Below are 16,061 nucleotides of genomic sequence, written 5' to 3' on the forward strand. Positions count from 1 at the left end.
ACCTCTCGATTTTTGGCTGCAAAACAATGTCCCTTGGCTTTGTGGAATACAGAAACGGGAGGCTACAGCATGAGCAAAACCTGGTGGAAAGAGGCTGTTTGTTATCAAGTTTACCCCCGCAGTTTCATGGATAGCAATGGAGATGGAGTGGGGGACTTAAGGGGATTGATCTCCAAACTGGATTACTTGCAGGAACTTGGGATCGATGTCATTTGGATTAGCCCGTTTTATAAGTCCCCCAACGCAGATAATGGATATGATATCAGTGATTACCAATCGGTTTCAGAAGAATTCGGCACGATGGAGGACCTGGAACAATTGCTGGACGATGTACACCGACGTGGCATGAGGGTGATTCTTGACTTGGTGCTTAACCACACTAGTGATGAGCATCCCTGGTTCGTGGAGTCGCGTTCTTCAAAGGATAACCCGAAACGAGACTGGTATATTTGGAGAGACGGCAAGGATGGTAGGGAACCTAACAATTGGGAAAGTATATTCTCAGGAAGTGCCTGGAAATTCGATGAAAGGTCGAAACAATTCTACTTACATTTATTCGCAGAGAAACAACCGGACTTAAACTGGGAATGTAAAGAAGTCCGGCAGGCTCTATACAGCATGGTGACATGGTGGTTGGATAAGGGCATCGATGGTTTCCGGATTGATGCCATCACCCATATTCACAAGCGTGAGGGGTTGCCGGATATGCCCAATCCGTATTGGCATCAATATGTCCCTGCGTTTGAGATGCATACCAATCAGGAAGGGATATTGGATTACCTTCAAGAGCTTAAGGAAGAAACTTTTGCGAAGTATGATATCATGACGGTTGGTGAAGCCAATGGCGTAAGGATTGAACAAGCGGATGATTGGGTCGGGGAAGAAAACGGTAAGTTCAATATGATTTTTCAATTCGAACATCTGGGCCTATGGAATCGGGGACATGATCATCATGTCGACGTCTATGAACTGAAAAGGACCATGACAAAATGGCAAAAGGGACTTCAGAATAAAGGCTGGAATGCTTTGTTTTTTGAAAACCATGACCAGCCGAGAAGTGTGTCCACTTGGGGAAATGATCATCAATATTGGTTGGAGAGTGCGAAAATGATTGGTGCATTGTACTTTTTTATGCAAGGGACACCATTCATTTATCAAGGGCAGGAAATTGGGATGACAAACGTACAATTCGACTCTATCGATGATTATGATGACATTGGCATGAAAAACTTTTATCATATTGAAACCTCCAAGGGACGTTCACATGATGAAATCATGCAGATCATTTGGCATAACGGTCGGGACAATTCACGTACACCCATGCAATGGAATGATACGGAGCATGGAGGGTTTACAGAAGGAACACCCTGGATGAAAGCAAATTCCAATTACCGTGCAATCAATGTGGAAGAGCAAAGGAATAATCCTTCATCCATCTACCATTTTTACAAAAAGATGATTAATCTCCGTAAGAAGTACCAGGTTTTAGTTTATGGAGAATATGATTTATTATGGGAAAATCATTGTGAACTTTATATTTATACAAGAAAAATGAATAGTGAATCAGTGAAAGTCATATGCAATTTCAGTACGAATCACCATTCCATCGATATATCTGATTGGGGGAATATGGAACTGTTACTGGGAAATTATGACAATGTGGAAGACGAATGTGAGATTCATTTGCGTCCTTACGAGGTGAGGGTCTACCATCATTAGTTGAAGCTATGTAGCCGTTGGTGCTACTGTAGTTAGTCGTCTGACTTCTGTCCTCTTCTCTAAACAAATCATACGTTTCAATGAAGGAGTTGATTTAAAATCAACTCTCTTTTTTATGATAAAAGTGAAGGCTGACTCTAAAAACTGATATTTTCTGAAAAAAATAGAAAATTTAAAAAAAGTAATGGATATAAGCATTGAGTTGAGTGTATGATAGATACATATAATTGTATATTTATTTAATATATTGGAAAAGTATTTATTGACTTTACACGAAGTTGTCCAAAAAGTCTGTAATACGATGAGGGGAGACGGGAAATGCATGGCTATTACGATTAAAGATGTAGCTCAACTGGCGAATGTAGCACCTTCAACAGTTTCTCGAGTGATTGCAAATAATCCTCGAATTAGCGAGAAAACGAAAGTGCGCGTGCGTAAAGCGATGGAGAAATTGGGATATCACCCAAATTTCATTGCCCGCAGCCTAGCAAACCAATCAACGAAAATTATAGGGTTGGTCTTACCAAGTTCATCGAATGTCATATATCAAAATCCATTTTTCTCAACAATCTTGCAAGGACTTAGCGAAGGGGCTCAGGAAAAACAATATTCGCTATTGCTAAGCACGGGAAAAACGGAGAATGAGATTTATGAAGGAATCGTGAATATGGTCCAGGGGGGGATGGTAGATGGTATCGTCCTGATGTATTCAAGGATGAATGATCATATCCTTACTTATTTGCGATCAAGGGATTTTCCATTTGTCATGATTGGAAAGCCGTACGATTTTATCGAGGAAATATCATATGTGGATAATGATAACGTCTTGGCGGCTGAACAGGCCTCAGATTATCTAATCCAATTGGGGCATGAAAGAATCGGTTTCATCGGTGGGGATATAAAGTCTGTGATGACACTCGATCGCCTATCTGGATACGAACGGGCATTAAAAAGGGCTGGGATCGTTCCAAGAAGTGAATATACGATACTTGAGAACTTTGTACATAATGGGGAACTGGAAGTAGCAAATAGGTTGCTATCCATTAAGGAACCCCCGACCGCTTTAATCGTCAGTGATGACTTAATGGCACTTGGACTTGTCCATTCACTAAGGGAGATGGGCATACGCACTCCTGAAGAGATATCAATTGTCAGCTTTAATAACGTTCTTTTCACTGAAATGTCACTACCTGCCCTAACTTCTGTCGATATTAACATTTTTGATCTGGGTTATCAGGCAGCCAAATCGATCATCCAAAAGTTACAAAAGGGAGCAGAGCCGGGGGGAATCATCATACCCCATCAGTTTGTGGAAAGAAGTTCCTGCCGACCTTTAAAGCAAGAATCGTTGGTCATGAATTATTAAAGGGAAGAGCATTGTGTGTCACAATGCTCCTTTATGAATTTCCTGGTATTGAGGACGCTTTTGATTGAACGGAAACCGGTTCCAGACTGTCCAAGTTATGTTTCTACAAGCACTTTATCAGGAAATGGATACTCTCTAAATCCTTCCTTAGAACGAAAAAAGCAACGGATCTCCTAAATGGAATCCGCTGCCCTGGATCTTACTTTATTAACCGTTTACCACTGAACCGCCATTGACATGGATGACTTGTCCACTGACGTAAGAGGAATCATCACTTGCTAGATATACATAGGCAGGTGCCAATTCCTCCGGCTGTCCTGCTCGGCCCATAGGTGTATTTTGTCCGAATTTGGCCACATCTTCTTCACCGAATGAAGCAGGAATAAGCGGTGTCCAGATAGGACCTGGCGCTACACCATTCACTCGAATGCCATCTTTTGAAATGGAATTCGAAAGAGCGCGTGTAAAGGCTAAAATGGCGCCTTTAGTTGATGAGTAATCGATTAGCTTTGGGTTACCCTGGTAGGCTGTGATTGAGGTTGTATTGATGATGCTGCTCCCTTTTTTCAAGTGCTTCAAGGCGGCTTTCGTTAAGTGGAACATGGAAAAGATATTAGTTCGGAATGTTTTTTCCAACTGCTCGGCTGATATGTCGAGAAGGCTTTCTTGCACATGCTGTTCGCCGGCATTGTTGACAAGGATATCCAACCCGCCGAATTCTTCAATTGTTTGCTTGACGATATCCTGACAAAACGTTTCATCACCGATATCCCCTGCAAGTAGCAAGCATTTTTGTCCTTCTTGTTCGATTAATTCCTTAGTTTTCTTTGCATCTTCGTGTTCATCCAAGTAGGCTACAACTACATTGGCTCCTTCTTTCGCATAATAGATGGCGACCGATTTACCAATGCCGCTATCTCCGCCGGTTACAATCGCTGTTTTTCCTTTTAATTTCCCACTACCTTTATATTCCGATTTTACAGACTCAGGATTCGGATCCATCTTCGTTTCTACTCCGGGTTGATGTTGTTGATGTTGTGGTGGAAACCCTTGTTTATTTTGGTTTGTCATGATTACCCCTCCTATATTTTATTGTATTTTTTATATTCCTTATTTTTGAATTGCTTAAACATAAGAGCAAGAATAGCATCTCACAACTCCTTGGAATCGATACATCGGTTTGAATAGAAATGTGAAGGCGTTGTGTGTGAGATATCCAGATAGGGTGTATGGGGAGGAATGGAGGGGGAAATGGGCATGGGGAAACGGGCACCTTGTGCCTTCAACTAAATGAAAAAAGCCCACCTATCAGGGTGGGCTTACTAGTTTAGCGGTAATTTAGAAATTGTACATCAATCGATAATTCAGCTCCACGGATGGCAGAGATGATGCCTTGCAGGTCATCCCTGTTTTTTCCGGTAACACGAATTTGGTCGTCCTGAATTTGACTTTTGACTTTTAACCCACTGTTTTTAATGATGGTGTTGATTTTCTTTGCTTGTTCTTTATCAATACCTTGAATGAGTTTAGCGCGTTGACGGACAGTACCGCCGGAAGCCCCTTCTATTTTCCCGTAATCGAGGTTTTTGACGGGAACCCCACGCTTTATAAGTTTACTGATTAAAACATCTTTTAATTGATCAAGTTTATACTCGTCATCAGAAACCAAAACGAGGTCTTCCTTATCGATGGAAATCGTACTTAAGCTGCCCTTGAAATCATAGCGCGTTTGTATTTCTTTCATTGCCATGGTTACAGCATTTGTCACTTCCGAAAAATCTACTTTGGATACTATATCGAATGAATTTTCCTTTGCCATTACTTACCTCCAGCAGGTTTTATTTCTTTTATTATAGAGAAGATAGGTAAGGAAGACAACCATTCATTCTGTTAAGCAAGTGGACTTTGTCAAGGGGATACAGGAAAAAACGGGGGATGTCCCCCGTTATTTATGATCTGTTTTTTTGGAGTTGGAATGTTTTCCCGCTTTAAGATTTTCCTGATAGGCAATGTTTTTTTCGGCGTTTCTCGCTTGGTTATCTTCGGGTCTTTTATTGTTATCTTTAGTGTGTGACATAATAAAAACTCCCTTCATATTCATGATCAATATGTATTGTTCGCAATTATAAGAGGGAGTATGCATATTTATGATTTCGCAGGGGTATCGTTTAAGAAGAAGATACCTACAGTACCAGGACCGGTATGTGCCCCGATTACTGAACCGATTGAATGGATCATGAAATTTGTCGTACCAAATTCATGTTGAATCACTTCTTTCCATTCCAATGCGGATTCTTCGTCATCGCCGTGAACAATACCAATTGTTTGAGTAGATAGATTTATGCCACGCTCATGCATTAATTCCATCGCTCTTTTCACTAATTTCTTTTTGCCGCGAATCTTCTCAAGAGGAACGAGTTTTCCATCCTCCACATTTAGTAGCGGTTTAATGTTTAATAACCCGCCAACAAGGGCAGATGTTTTGGATATACGTCCACCACGCGCCAAGTATTCAAGGTCACCTACCGTGAATAGGTGTTCCATGTGCTTGAGGAGGAAATTTATATGTGTTAAAATTTCTTCTTTAGAAGCTCCACTCTGAGCTAACTTGGCAGCTTGTTCAACGACCATGCCAATACCTAATGATGCGCATTTCGAGTTAATGATCTCTATGTCCAAATCAGGGTATTCTTCCTTCACCTGGTTATGAATCATAACGGCTGTTTGGTACGTTCCGGATAGTTCAGAGGAAAAGGCAATATAAATGCCCTGTTTTTTTTCTTTGGCAAACTCCGTGAATATTTCCAAGAAATGTTCCGGAGAAACTTGTGAAGTTTTTGGAGCCTTACCATCAAGCATGGCTTGAAAAATCTCCTTAGAATTAATGGTAACGATGTCTTCATAATTTTGCCCATCCAAATGAACTTGTAGGGGGATCAATGTTACATTGTTTTCTTGATAGAAAGACAATGGCAAGTCACATGCACTATCCGCAAGAATCGTGATAGCCATAATACACCCGCTTTCTTTTTACATATTTTAGTAAATGTGAGTTTTACTCTATTTAGTTTAGCATGTAACGGTGAAATTTCAATCACTACGACTATAGAAAGAGAAAATAAGGGGAATTGGCCACTAAAAATAGAATATATTGGAGGTTTTTTGGTTGTATGGTAATGAAATAAAGAAAATTCTAATTGTCATAATTGGGGCATTACTGAATGCTGTTGCAATGAACTTTTTTCTGATTCCAGCAAATGTTTATGCAAGTGGATTCACAGGGGTAGCGCAGTTATTATCAAGTATTATTGGATCCTTTGCACCATTTAATGTATCGACTGGTATCTTACTCTTTCTATTGAATATTCCAGTCACTATTCTTGCATGGAGGAAGGTTGGGAAGTCCTTCACTTTTTATAGCTTCCTCAGTGTTATATTAATGAGTTTATTTATGGAAATCATCCCGCTAACACGATGGTCCCCAGACATTTTGTTGAATGCTGTGTTTGGTGGTGTGATCGCTGCGGTCGGAGTAGGGATTACATTGAAATTCGGGGCATCGACAGGTGGTATGGATATTATCGCCATGCTTTTATCACGCAAGAAGGACAAGCCTGTAGGAACTTACTTATTTCTTTTGAATGGAATCATCATCGTCACAGCCGGAGCGGTATATGGACCTGAAAAGGCCTTGTATACCCTCGTTACGCTTTATACTTCAACACGAGTGGTGGATGCTATACATACTCGCCATGAAAAGTTGACAGCCATGATCATAACGAAGCAAAGCGAGGAACTGAAGCAAGCCATCCATGCTAAATTGGTTCGCGGCATTACAAGGCTCCCTGCTAAAGGAGCTTTCACCAATGAAAGTAAGGAAATGTTAATGATCGTCATTACTCGGTATGAATTGTATGATTTGGAGAGGATTATTCAAGAAGTCGATCCCCATGCCTTCACCAACATTATTGAAACGTCGGGAATCGTTGGTACGTTCCGAAGGGAATGAACAGTAGGATTTTTACCATATTTTTCAATACTGTTACACTTCATTGACAAATGGATAAATATTGGTGTTTTACGTTTGAGGCTTATCCCAAACGGCTAATGTACTAGCGTATCGCCAATAAATCTTGTTGAAGGAGTGATGAACAATGGCTAAGAATGAAAAGATGAGTAGGGAAGAAGCTGGACGCAAAGGCGGGGAAGCCACTTCGAACAATCACGATAAGGACTTCTACCAAGAGATTGGACGCAAAGGCGGAGAAGCCACCTCAGATAATCACAACAAAGAGTTTTATCAGGAAATTGGTCAAAAGGGCGGAGAAGCCACATCCGATTCTCATGATAAAAGTTTTTATAAAGAAATCGGTAAAAAAGGCGGAACAACAGGAAATAACGGTTAAATAGAGAAAAGCCTCCAGGATCCTGGAGGCTTTTCCTTTTTACTTTAGATGGTTTTCCAACTTTTCCTGAAGTTCACGCAACTGTTCTTTTTCGGCATTATTCGTATTGGCATTAGCCGAAGAAAGAGCATTTTTGGCGATTTCTACAGTTTTTTGCTGGTCGCCACCAGGCTCAGAGTGGAGAGCTTCTTCAACAAAGTCCCGAGCGATCTGGAATAATTTGTTTCCCATTAGAAGCCACCATAGCTTTGTTCTGACATAATGCGTAATCTGTCTTTTTCAGCCTCTGCATACGTAGTGTGATAAGGGATTTTTTCAGCGTGTTTGGCAACACTTTCTTTGCCTTGCTGTACAAAACGTTTTGATTTTGTTCCCATTATTATCTCCTCCGAATCTGAGCTTTTTGACAACGATGTTTGATGTTGTCCCTAGTAGTGTGGCTCAATGAATGGAATTTATGAAGGAAATAAATGTGTTATTTCAGATTGAATTTTTCCTCAAGGAAAATGGCAATGCCGTCCTCCTCATTGGTCAAGGTGGTCGTGTTGGCTACGTTTTTCACTAATTCTATAGCATTACCCATGGCGACACCTGTTCCTGCATAGTCAAGCATTTCCAAGTCATTGTCCTCATCTCCGAATGCGATGATCCGGTCTTTTGGAATGTCCAGGTAATTGGATACACGCTGAAGCCCGACAGCCTTGCTTAATCCACTTTTTATGATTTCGATGATGTGAAAGGGCTCTGACCAACGTCGGTGATCAACCAATTCAGCATGGACATCCGATAGATGCTGCCGAATTTGCCCGACATATTCGCTATCTGTATGGATGAGCATCGAAGTAGGCGAATCGTTTAGGTAGTTCCGCAGGTCCCCGCTAGTCATTTTTGGATTCCCTACATTGAACATATTCATCAATTTTTCGTCATGATAATGGACATATAAATCATCCCTAACCTCTGCAATGATGTTATGATAGCTAAATTGGTCACAGGCCTCGACTATCTCTTTTGCAATCTTGATGTCGAGAGGTGAATGATACGTCCCCCAGCTTGTCTGCAAGGGATGGTGGACAAAGGCACCATTGAAATTGACGATAGGCGTTGTCAATCCCAACTCACGATAATAGAGTTCGCTTGAGCGGTAGGGACGGCCTGTCGCAATCATGACTTCATGTCCATCCTCTTTCAGTTTTAAAAGGGTCTGTTTAGTGCGGGGGGAAATGGATTTTTTATCAGTAAGTAATGTTCCATCAAGATCCAATACAATTAAATGCTTGTCATTCATCTATGGCACCTTCTGTTCTTTTTTGATTTTATTATAGGCGAATATTGTTAAGTTTAGTGTACTGAAATTGTAAATGTTTTTCATTCTTTATGCATTCTTGTATGATATTACTAAATGAAAGGGTTATAATAATCCCGAGATTATACGACTTACTTAAATAGGTTTTTTAATAAAATTTTGGTTGTTCCATTTAGGGGCAATCAGCATTATAACATGAATGATTCGGAGGGGTCGAATTGGTTATCATCGAAAAAGAAGTAATAGGGCACATTCCCGTTTTACATGTTAGCGAACGGTCCATTTTCAATAAGGAACTGCCGCTAGTCATTTTTATACACGGATTTCAGAGTGCAAAGGAACACAATCTCCATTATGCGTATTTAATGGCTGAAAAGGGCTTTCGCGTGATTCTTCCCGATGTTGTCTACCATGGAGAGAGGGAAACGGGGGAAAGCGAATCCGAGTTGATGCCTCGTTTTTGGGAAATGGTATTACAGAGCATCAAAGAGTTGCCCCTACTTAAAGATGATTTACTTTCCCGTAAATTAATCGATCCTAAAAGGATTGGCATAGCCGGCAGCTCAATGGGTGGGATTGTGACCAATGGGGCGTTAGCGACTTATGATTGGTTATCGGCGGGCGTGAGCTTGATGGGGAACCCTTCATATGTTTCGTTTGCCGAGCTTCAAATAGGGGAAATGAAAAAAAGGGAGATTAGCTTTCCCCTATCGGAAGAGGAAATCACACAAGCGATTGCACAACTTAAACCATTTGACCTAAGCTTGAATCCCGACAGGCTCGCTAATCGGCCACTATTGTTTTGGCATGGAGCAAAAGATCATGTGGTTCCTTATCAATATGCATATCGCTTTTATGAAGAGGTTAAATCAAGTTATAATGAAGGGGATAATAGAATTAATTTCATTCTCGACAAGAAAGCATCTCATAAGGTAAGCAGAGAAGGTGTGCTTCAAACGGCGAACTGGTTTGAGAAACATTTATTGCCAACTATACAAAAAGCTTAATGGAACGCGAAAAATCTGTTATGATTCTAATATGTAGATAGTGTAAACCGTTTTAACTATCAGCACCCGGTATGAATGACGGGGATAATTGATTATAAAAGGAGTGATTAGGATGGATCAAGATACAAAAGACATTATTATGGGAGCTTTGGAACAGGTTATTGACCCGGAGCTTGGAATAGATATCGTCAATCTGGGCTTGGTATATGATGTGGATATGGACGAGGCAGGACTAACGACTGTGAAGATGACCTTGACGGCTATGGGCTGCCCATTAGCTGGTACAATCGTCGATCAAGTGAAATTGGTGCTTGAAGATATTCCGGAAGTGAAAGAAACGGACGTGCAAATTGTGTGGAGTCCACCATGGTCCAAGGACCGCATGTCCAGATATGCAAAAATCGCATTAGGCATAAAATAAATTCCATGTAAAAGAATGAATAGAGAGCCAGTCAAAAAACGGTGAATCCGCATTTTGTGGACCAGCTTTTTATTGGCTTGGCTTTTTCTAATACATGAGGGCTAGGAGTGGTTAATTGACCAGTCAAATAAAAGATTCTTTAGATAGGCCATTAAGAGATTTGAGAATTTCCGTCATCGATCGTTGCAACTTCCGTTGTCAATATTGTATGCCGGCTGAAATTTTTCATGAGAATTTCCAGTTCCTCCCGAAGAGCGAGCTTTTATCATATGAAGAAATTATAAGGATCTCTAAAATATTCGCAAACTTAGGTGTGAAGAAGTTAAGGTTGACGGGCGGGGAACCGCTGTTACGCAGAAATCTTACCACGCTTATTTCCGAACTTGTCTTGATTGAAGGAATAGAAGATATAGGGTTGACCACCAATGGCGTGTTCCTGAAGAAGCATGCGGCCGATTTAAAGGCAGCAGGTTTACAACGAGTGAACATCAGCCTAGACAGTCTGGATGACGAGTTGTTTAAAAAGATGAATGGCAGAAATATCGGGATAAAACCGGTTCTGGAAGGCATCGCCGCTGCTAAAAAGGCAGGACTTGGCGTCAAGGTCAATATGGTGGTGAAAAAAGAAACGAATGAATCTCAAATCCTGCCAATGGCTCGTTTTTGCAAACAGGAAGGCATTCAACTGCGATATATAGAATATATGGATGTTGGCCATACAAATGGTTGGCAACTAAAAAATGTGGTAACGAAAAAGGAACTGCTCGAGATGCTACAGCAAGAATTCGAATTGGAACCTGTGGAAGAAGATTACTTTGGGGAAGTTGCTAAGCGTTTCCGTTATAAAGGAACAACAACTGAAGTAGGATTCATCACGTCGGTTTCGGAATCATTCTGTTCAAGTTGCACGCGTGCACGTCTCTCTGCAAACGGTAGCATATATACTTGCTTATTTAATGGGAAAGGCCATGACTTGAAGTCATTGGTTCGTTCAGAGATGTCGGATGAAGAATTAACAGACCACATCATATCGATTTGGAATCATCGAGATGACCGTTATTCGGACGAGAGGGTAGCGGGCACTTTGAAAAAACAAGAAAAAATAGAAATGTCCTTTATTGGTGGTTGATTTTTAAAGGACAAGTTAAAAATACGGGATGGCAGATGCCATCCCGTATTTTTTTGTATGTGCATCGTTTGGTTAATGAATAAATTATACGGGTTTTATGCATGTATATGATGGAACAAGATATTAAATGGTCCCTGGATCAATACAATTGGATGGATACGGTCGATATCCCCGCAACCTTTTCATGTTGTAGGCATATAATTGCTGGTTGTCGGGGGACGGATATGGAGGTTGTGAAATGAATAAACAAGGCAATGAATGAACTACTGGTGATTTTAGCAACAAGAAAGGGTTAAATCAAAGACGTTGTTCATAAATGGGCTGTGAATGGAAAAAAATATATCAAAGAATAGTAGCAAAAGATAGAATTTTGTATATAATTTAATAATTTTATAAAAATACATTTGATTTTATTTTTATTCAATCATATAATAATAGAATCAAAGAATGACAGGGACTAGAATATAGGAGTGGTTTTATGAATGTTTCAATTGTCGGAGCTACAGGATATGGTGGATTGGAGCTAATAAGGTTCCTGACTAATCATCCTCATTTACAAATAGAATCATTGCATACTTCATCCCAATTTGGTCGGAGTATCCATGAAGAAAATCCGCATTTAATGCATATGAAAGATAAATTGGAAGCCATTGATCCGGAAAAAATCGCAAAAAAATCTGATATTGTTTTTCTCGCTACGCCTTCAGGTGTTTCCTCACAACTGATTTCGCAATTTTCTGATCTTGACTTGAAAGTAATCGATTTGTCAGGGGACCTCAGGCTTCAAACTCCAGGAGAATATGAACGTTGGTATAAAAAAGAGGCTGCCCCTCAATCCATCCTTGAAAAAGCTATATACGGTCTAGCAGAATGGAATGCCGAGGAAATCAGGCAATCCACTATTATTGCAAACCCAGGTTGTTACCCCACCGCTACATTGCTTGGCCTTGCCCCTTTATTTACGGAAGGATGGGCTACAGGTTCAGATGTAATTATCGATGCAAAATCAGGGGTGTCCGGGGCAGGGAAGTCTCCTTCGGTCGTAACGCATTATAGTGAAATGAATGAAAATTTCAAAATATACAAGGTGAACCAGCATCAACATATACCGGAAATTGAGCAACAGCTTGGACGCTGGTCGAAAGATTTACAGCCGATATCTTTTAATACCCATCTTGTCCCGATGACGAGAGGGATCATGGCCACAATGTACGTTAAATTAAACCGGCAAACTTCAACGGCCGAATTAAGGGATTTGTATGAAACCATTTATGATAAACATCCATTTGTTCGAATACAGCCACTAGATCACTTTCCTTCTACAAAACAAGTATATGGTTCGAATTTTTGCGATATAGGTGTTGCTTATGATGAAAGAACAGGAAGGGCAACGATTGTTTCGGTCATTGATAATTTAGTGAAAGGCGCTGCTGGGCAGGCCATTCAAAACGCAAATCTTTTAATGGGGATTGAAGAAACAACAGGATTATGGAACACCCCGCTTTATCCATAAAATTTCTTGGAGGGAAATAATGAATACATTACAGCAAGTTGAAACAATCAAACAAATTGAAAAAGGAAACATCTTAATTCCACAAGGATTTAAAGCGTCAGGCGTTCATGCAGGTTTACGTTACTCCAAAAAAGATATTGGCGTCATTTTTTCGGACGTCACGGCCTCAGCTGCTGCCGTTTATACACAGAATGTCGTTCAGGCGGCCCCAATCGATGTGACGAAAGACAGTATTTCCGTCACCGGCAAAATTCATGGCATCATCGTGAATAGTGCCTGCGCGAATGCATGCACTGGAAAGCAAGGGCTAAAGGATGCGCTTGAAATGCGAAAGCTTACGGCACAAAAGTTTGACTTGGAAGATCATGCTTTTGCTGTTGCTTCAACGGGAGTCATTGGTGAGTACTTGGATATGGAAAAAATCAAAAAGGGAATAGATTTACTCGAGATAGCTGATACACCAGAAGCCGCAGAAGACTTTGGTACCGCTATTTTGACGACGGATATCGTAACGAAGAGCTGTGGGTATGAAGCGGTCATTGACGGCAAGGTCGTAAAAATGGGCGGTGCAGCGAAAGGGTCGGGGATGATTCATCCTAACATGGCTACGATGCTTGGATTCATTACGACGGATGCAGCCATTGAACCAGCCGATTTACAGCAGGCGTTATCTAGCATAACCAACGATACCTTCAATCAAATCACGGTAGATGGTGATAGTTCCACGAACGATATGGTTCTGGTTTTGGCAAATGGAGAAGCAGGCAATGAACCATTATCCAAAGCACACCCGGAATGGTCCGTCTTCTTGAATTTATTGAAACAGACATCTGAAAACCTTGCTAAGCAAATTGCAAAAGATGGAGAAGGGGCTACGAAGCTAATTGAAGTCAATGTCCATGGAATGAATGAGAAAACCGATGCACAGATGATGGCAAAAACGATTGTGGGTTCAAATTTAGTGAAAACCGCAGCGTTTGGTTCTGACGCTAACTGGGGTCGCATTATCGCGGCCATGGGAAGAAGCGGAGTGGCCTTTCAACCTACACAAACAACGATCGCCTTTGGTGATATCGTAGTCCTGAAGGGTGGCGAACCGGTACAGTTTTCCGAAGAAGAGGCGAAAGCCTATTTAGAAAATAAGAGTATAACGATTAATGTCTATTTACAAGATGGGAACGAATCAGGTACGGCATGGGGCTGCGACTTAACCTATGATTATGTGAAAATTAATGGGAGCTATCGATCATAAGGGGGATGAATGGGTGGACACTTTAGTCATCAAATGCGGCGGCAGCATTATTAATGAGTTATCCGAATCATTTTTTACGAGTATAAAAGAACTACAAAGCCGTGGGTATCAAATCGTCTTCGTTCATGGAGGCGGTCCGGATATCAATTCGATGCTTGAGAAATTTGAAATTGAACCAGTATTCGAAGATGGGTTAAGAAAAACGACATCAGACGTGCTGGAAGTGGTTGAACTGATGCTGGCAGGTAAATCTAATCGTTGCCTTGTACACAAGTTGGAAGAACACGGAATCAAAGCGGTTGGCCTCAATGGATCGGATGGTGGCATCCTGACCGGTGAATTCATTGATAAAGAAAAACTAGGGGCTGTCGGTGAAATTCAACAGGTCGATACAGAACTATTGGAATTGTTTTTCGACAAAGGCTTCTGCCCAGTGTTGACGCCTATCTCCTCTACAGAAGATGGAAATAAACTGAATGTGAATGCCGATATGGCTGCAGGTTCAGTGGCGAAAGCCCTTTCGGCGGCCATGTGTTTATTTGTAACAGATGTTAAAGGGGTAATGAAGAATCATCAAGTCATCGAAAAGCTGACCGAATCGGAGACGCAAGATTTAATTACAGATGGCAGTATATATGGAGGAATGATTCCAAAGGTAAAGACTGCATTATCCGTGTTGAATAAGGGCGTCGAAGAAGTGATGATTGTAAGTGGAAAAGAGATCTTCTACGAGGATGGACAGTTCATCGGTACGAAATTTTTACAGAAAGAAGGGGTATTCAAATGAGTTCTTTATTTCCAACGTATGCAAGATGGGACATAGAACCAGAAACAGCGAACGGTACGAAGTTAATGAGTAAGAATGGGAAAGAGTATCTGGACTTTACATCAGGAATTGGAGTGCTGAATCTTGGTCATTGTCACGAAAAAGTGAAGAATGCCGTTACTCAGCAGTTGAATAAGTATTGGCATGTATCGAATATGTTCCAGAGCTCTGCACAGGAAAGGGTTGCGGGCATGCTGGCAGAAGCATCGGGATTGGACCACGTTTTCTTTGCCAACAGCGGTGCGGAAGCAAATGAGGCAGCAATTAAACTTGCCCGTAAATCGACAGGGAGAAGTAAGATCGTCACTTGTTTACAATCATTTCATGGGCGTACTTTCGCAACAATGGCAGCAACCGGGCAAGATAAGATCAAGAAAGGTTTCGGCCCGATGTTAAACTCTTTTGAATATGTTCCATTTAATGATAACGACGCTTTAGCCGCCGCAGTAGACGGTGACACGGCAGCGGTCATGATTGAAATCGTTCAAGGGGAAGGTGGCATTCATGTTGTTCAGCAAGCTTATTTGGATGCAATTGCTGCCGCATGTAAAAAACATGGAGCCCTTTTTATCGTTGATGAAATTCAAACGGGAATTGGCCGGACAGCTAAGCCATTCGCTTTCCTTCATTTCGATATCCAGCCAGATATCCTTACTTCGGCCAAAGGGCTTGGAAACGGACTCCCTATCGGGGCAATGATCGGTAAAAGGGAATTGGCGGAATTCTTTGGTCCTGGAAGCCATGGGTCCACTTTTGGAGGAAACCCAGTGAGTGTCGCAGCTGCCGAAGCGGTTCTAATTGAAATATTCCAACCGGATTTCTTAAAAGAAGCAGAGGAAAAAGCTGAGTATCTGAAAAGTGAATTGACCAAGGCGTTAGAGGATCTTGACGATGTAATAGAAGTCCGGGGTCTTGGGATGATGATTGGCATTGAATGCAAACAGGAAGTCCAGGGCTTTATATTGGAGATGCAAGAGGCAGGTCTACTTCTATTGAGTGCCGGGCCGAACGTACTTCGCTTGCTTCCACCGCTTACGGTGAATCAATCAGAAATAGATCAGGCAATCGTGAAAATTAAAAGTGCAGTGGCAACAAAACAAATAATCTAAATTATTT

The 16,061-nt window shown here is 41.2% G+C and carries 18 protein-coding genes; 11 read left to right on the plus strand and 7 right to left on the minus strand.

Translation table 11 applies throughout. The features are described 5' to 3' along the window. The first annotated feature begins 69 nt into the window (after positions 1-69). Both ACIQXR_RS08230 and ACIQXR_RS08235 read left to right on the plus strand, forming a co-directional pair. A complete protein-coding gene (locus ACIQXR_RS08230) occupies positions 70-1,719 on the plus strand; it encodes a glycoside hydrolase family 13 protein (RefSeq protein ID WP_402867757.1) in 1,650 nt (549 codons plus the stop codon). Between the two features lie 322 nt (positions 1,720-2,041). Then, complete coding sequence (locus ACIQXR_RS08235; RefSeq protein WP_402867758.1) at positions 2,042-3,085, plus strand: LacI family DNA-binding transcriptional regulator; 1,044 nt, start codon at positions 2,042-2,044, stop codon at positions 3,083-3,085. Positions 3,086-3,292: 207 nt separating this feature from the next. Here ACIQXR_RS08235 and ACIQXR_RS08240 read toward each other — a convergent pair whose 3' ends face one another. The 4 genes from ACIQXR_RS08240 to ACIQXR_RS08255 all read right to left on the minus strand — a co-directional run bounded on the left by ACIQXR_RS08240 (position 3,293) and on the right by ACIQXR_RS08255 (position 6,097). Beyond that, positions 3,293-4,156 carry an SDR family oxidoreductase gene (locus tag ACIQXR_RS08240; protein ID WP_402867759.1) on the minus strand — a complete coding sequence of 288 codons (864 nt, stop codon included), beginning with the start codon at positions 4,154-4,156 and terminating at the stop codon, positions 3,293-3,295. A gap of 256 nt (positions 4,157-4,412) precedes the next feature. Then, entirely contained in the window at positions 4,413-4,904 is a 492-nt protein-coding gene (locus ACIQXR_RS08245; RefSeq protein ID WP_402867760.1) for a YajQ family cyclic di-GMP-binding protein, read from the minus strand. 126 nt (positions 4,905-5,030) lie between these two features. Continuing rightward, the gene (locus ACIQXR_RS08250; RefSeq protein ID WP_402867761.1) at positions 5,031-5,162 is read right to left on the minus strand and encodes a hypothetical protein; all 132 of its coding nucleotides are present in this window, start codon (positions 5,160-5,162) and stop codon (positions 5,031-5,033) included. Positions 5,163-5,230: 68 nt separating this feature from the next. Continuing rightward, positions 5,231-6,097 carry a DegV family protein gene (locus tag ACIQXR_RS08255; protein ID WP_402867762.1) on the minus strand — a complete coding sequence of 289 codons (867 nt, stop codon included), beginning with the start codon at positions 6,095-6,097 and terminating at the stop codon, positions 5,231-5,233. A gap of 154 nt (positions 6,098-6,251) precedes the next feature. Here ACIQXR_RS08255 and ACIQXR_RS08260 point away from each other — a divergent pair, with 154 nt between their 5' ends. Together ACIQXR_RS08260 and ACIQXR_RS08265 are read left to right on the plus strand one after the other, a co-directional pair. Further along, a complete protein-coding gene (locus tag ACIQXR_RS08260; RefSeq protein WP_402867763.1) occupies positions 6,252-7,094 on the plus strand; it encodes a YitT family protein in 843 nt (280 codons plus the stop codon). Positions 7,095-7,239: 145 nt separating this feature from the next. Then, complete coding sequence (locus ACIQXR_RS08265; RefSeq protein ID WP_402867764.1) at positions 7,240-7,491, plus strand: KGG domain-containing protein; 252 nt, start codon at positions 7,240-7,242, stop codon at positions 7,489-7,491. 39 nt (positions 7,492-7,530) lie between these two features. On the opposite strand, the gene ACIQXR_RS08270 is transcribed toward ACIQXR_RS08265, so the two are convergent. From ACIQXR_RS08270 to ACIQXR_RS08280, 3 genes are all read right to left on the minus strand, one after another. Further along, positions 7,531-7,722: a DUF3813 domain-containing protein gene (locus tag ACIQXR_RS08270; RefSeq protein ID WP_402867765.1), complete on the minus strand. Its 192-nt coding sequence runs from the start codon at positions 7,720-7,722 to the stop codon at positions 7,531-7,533. Beyond that, the gene (locus ACIQXR_RS08275; protein ID WP_402867766.1) at positions 7,722-7,868 is read right to left on the minus strand and encodes a hypothetical protein; all 147 of its coding nucleotides are present in this window, start codon (positions 7,866-7,868) and stop codon (positions 7,722-7,724) included. The genes ACIQXR_RS08270 and ACIQXR_RS08275 overlap by 1 nt, the downstream gene beginning before the upstream one ends. A gap of 98 nt (positions 7,869-7,966) precedes the next feature. Further along, complete coding sequence (locus ACIQXR_RS08280; protein ID WP_402867767.1) at positions 7,967-8,779, minus strand: Cof-type HAD-IIB family hydrolase; 813 nt, start codon at positions 8,777-8,779, stop codon at positions 7,967-7,969. A 236-nt stretch (positions 8,780-9,015) separates the two neighbouring features. Here ACIQXR_RS08280 and ACIQXR_RS08285 point away from each other — a divergent pair, with 236 nt between their 5' ends. From ACIQXR_RS08285 to ACIQXR_RS08315, 7 genes are all read left to right on the plus strand, one after another. Then, positions 9,016-9,804, plus strand: a complete 789-nt coding sequence (locus ACIQXR_RS08285; protein ID WP_402867768.1) for a prolyl oligopeptidase family serine peptidase — start codon at positions 9,016-9,018, stop codon at positions 9,802-9,804. Positions 9,805-9,916: 112 nt separating this feature from the next. Next, positions 9,917-10,225, plus strand: a complete 309-nt coding sequence (locus tag ACIQXR_RS08290) for a metal-sulfur cluster assembly factor (RefSeq protein WP_402867769.1) — start codon at positions 9,917-9,919, stop codon at positions 10,223-10,225. Between the two features lie 115 nt (positions 10,226-10,340). Next, entirely contained in the window at positions 10,341-11,354 is a 1,014-nt protein-coding gene (moaA, locus tag ACIQXR_RS08295) for a GTP 3',8-cyclase MoaA (RefSeq protein WP_402867770.1), read from the plus strand. Between the two features lie 478 nt (positions 11,355-11,832). Then, entirely contained in the window at positions 11,833-12,867 is a 1,035-nt protein-coding gene (gene argC, locus ACIQXR_RS08300; RefSeq protein ID WP_402867771.1) for an N-acetyl-gamma-glutamyl-phosphate reductase, read from the plus strand. A 19-nt stretch (positions 12,868-12,886) separates the two neighbouring features. Then, positions 12,887-14,119, plus strand: coding sequence for a bifunctional ornithine acetyltransferase/N-acetylglutamate synthase (argJ, locus tag ACIQXR_RS08305; RefSeq protein ID WP_402867772.1), 1,233 nt, complete (start codon positions 12,887-12,889; stop codon positions 14,117-14,119). Then, positions 14,100-14,906, plus strand: a complete 807-nt coding sequence (gene argB, locus ACIQXR_RS08310) for an acetylglutamate kinase (RefSeq protein ID WP_402867773.1) — start codon at positions 14,100-14,102, stop codon at positions 14,904-14,906. Before argJ ends, argB begins: the two co-directional genes overlap by 20 nt. Further along, positions 14,903-16,054 carry an acetylornithine transaminase gene (locus tag ACIQXR_RS08315; RefSeq protein WP_402867774.1) on the plus strand — a complete coding sequence of 384 codons (1,152 nt, stop codon included), beginning with the start codon at positions 14,903-14,905 and terminating at the stop codon, positions 16,052-16,054. Before argB ends, ACIQXR_RS08315 begins: the two co-directional genes overlap by 4 nt. Positions 16,055-16,061 lie beyond the last annotated feature (7 nt).

The organism is Peribacillus sp. NPDC097224 (assembly GCF_044761985.1).
Classification (GTDB): domain Bacteria; phylum Bacillota; class Bacilli; order Bacillales; family DSM-1321; genus Peribacillus.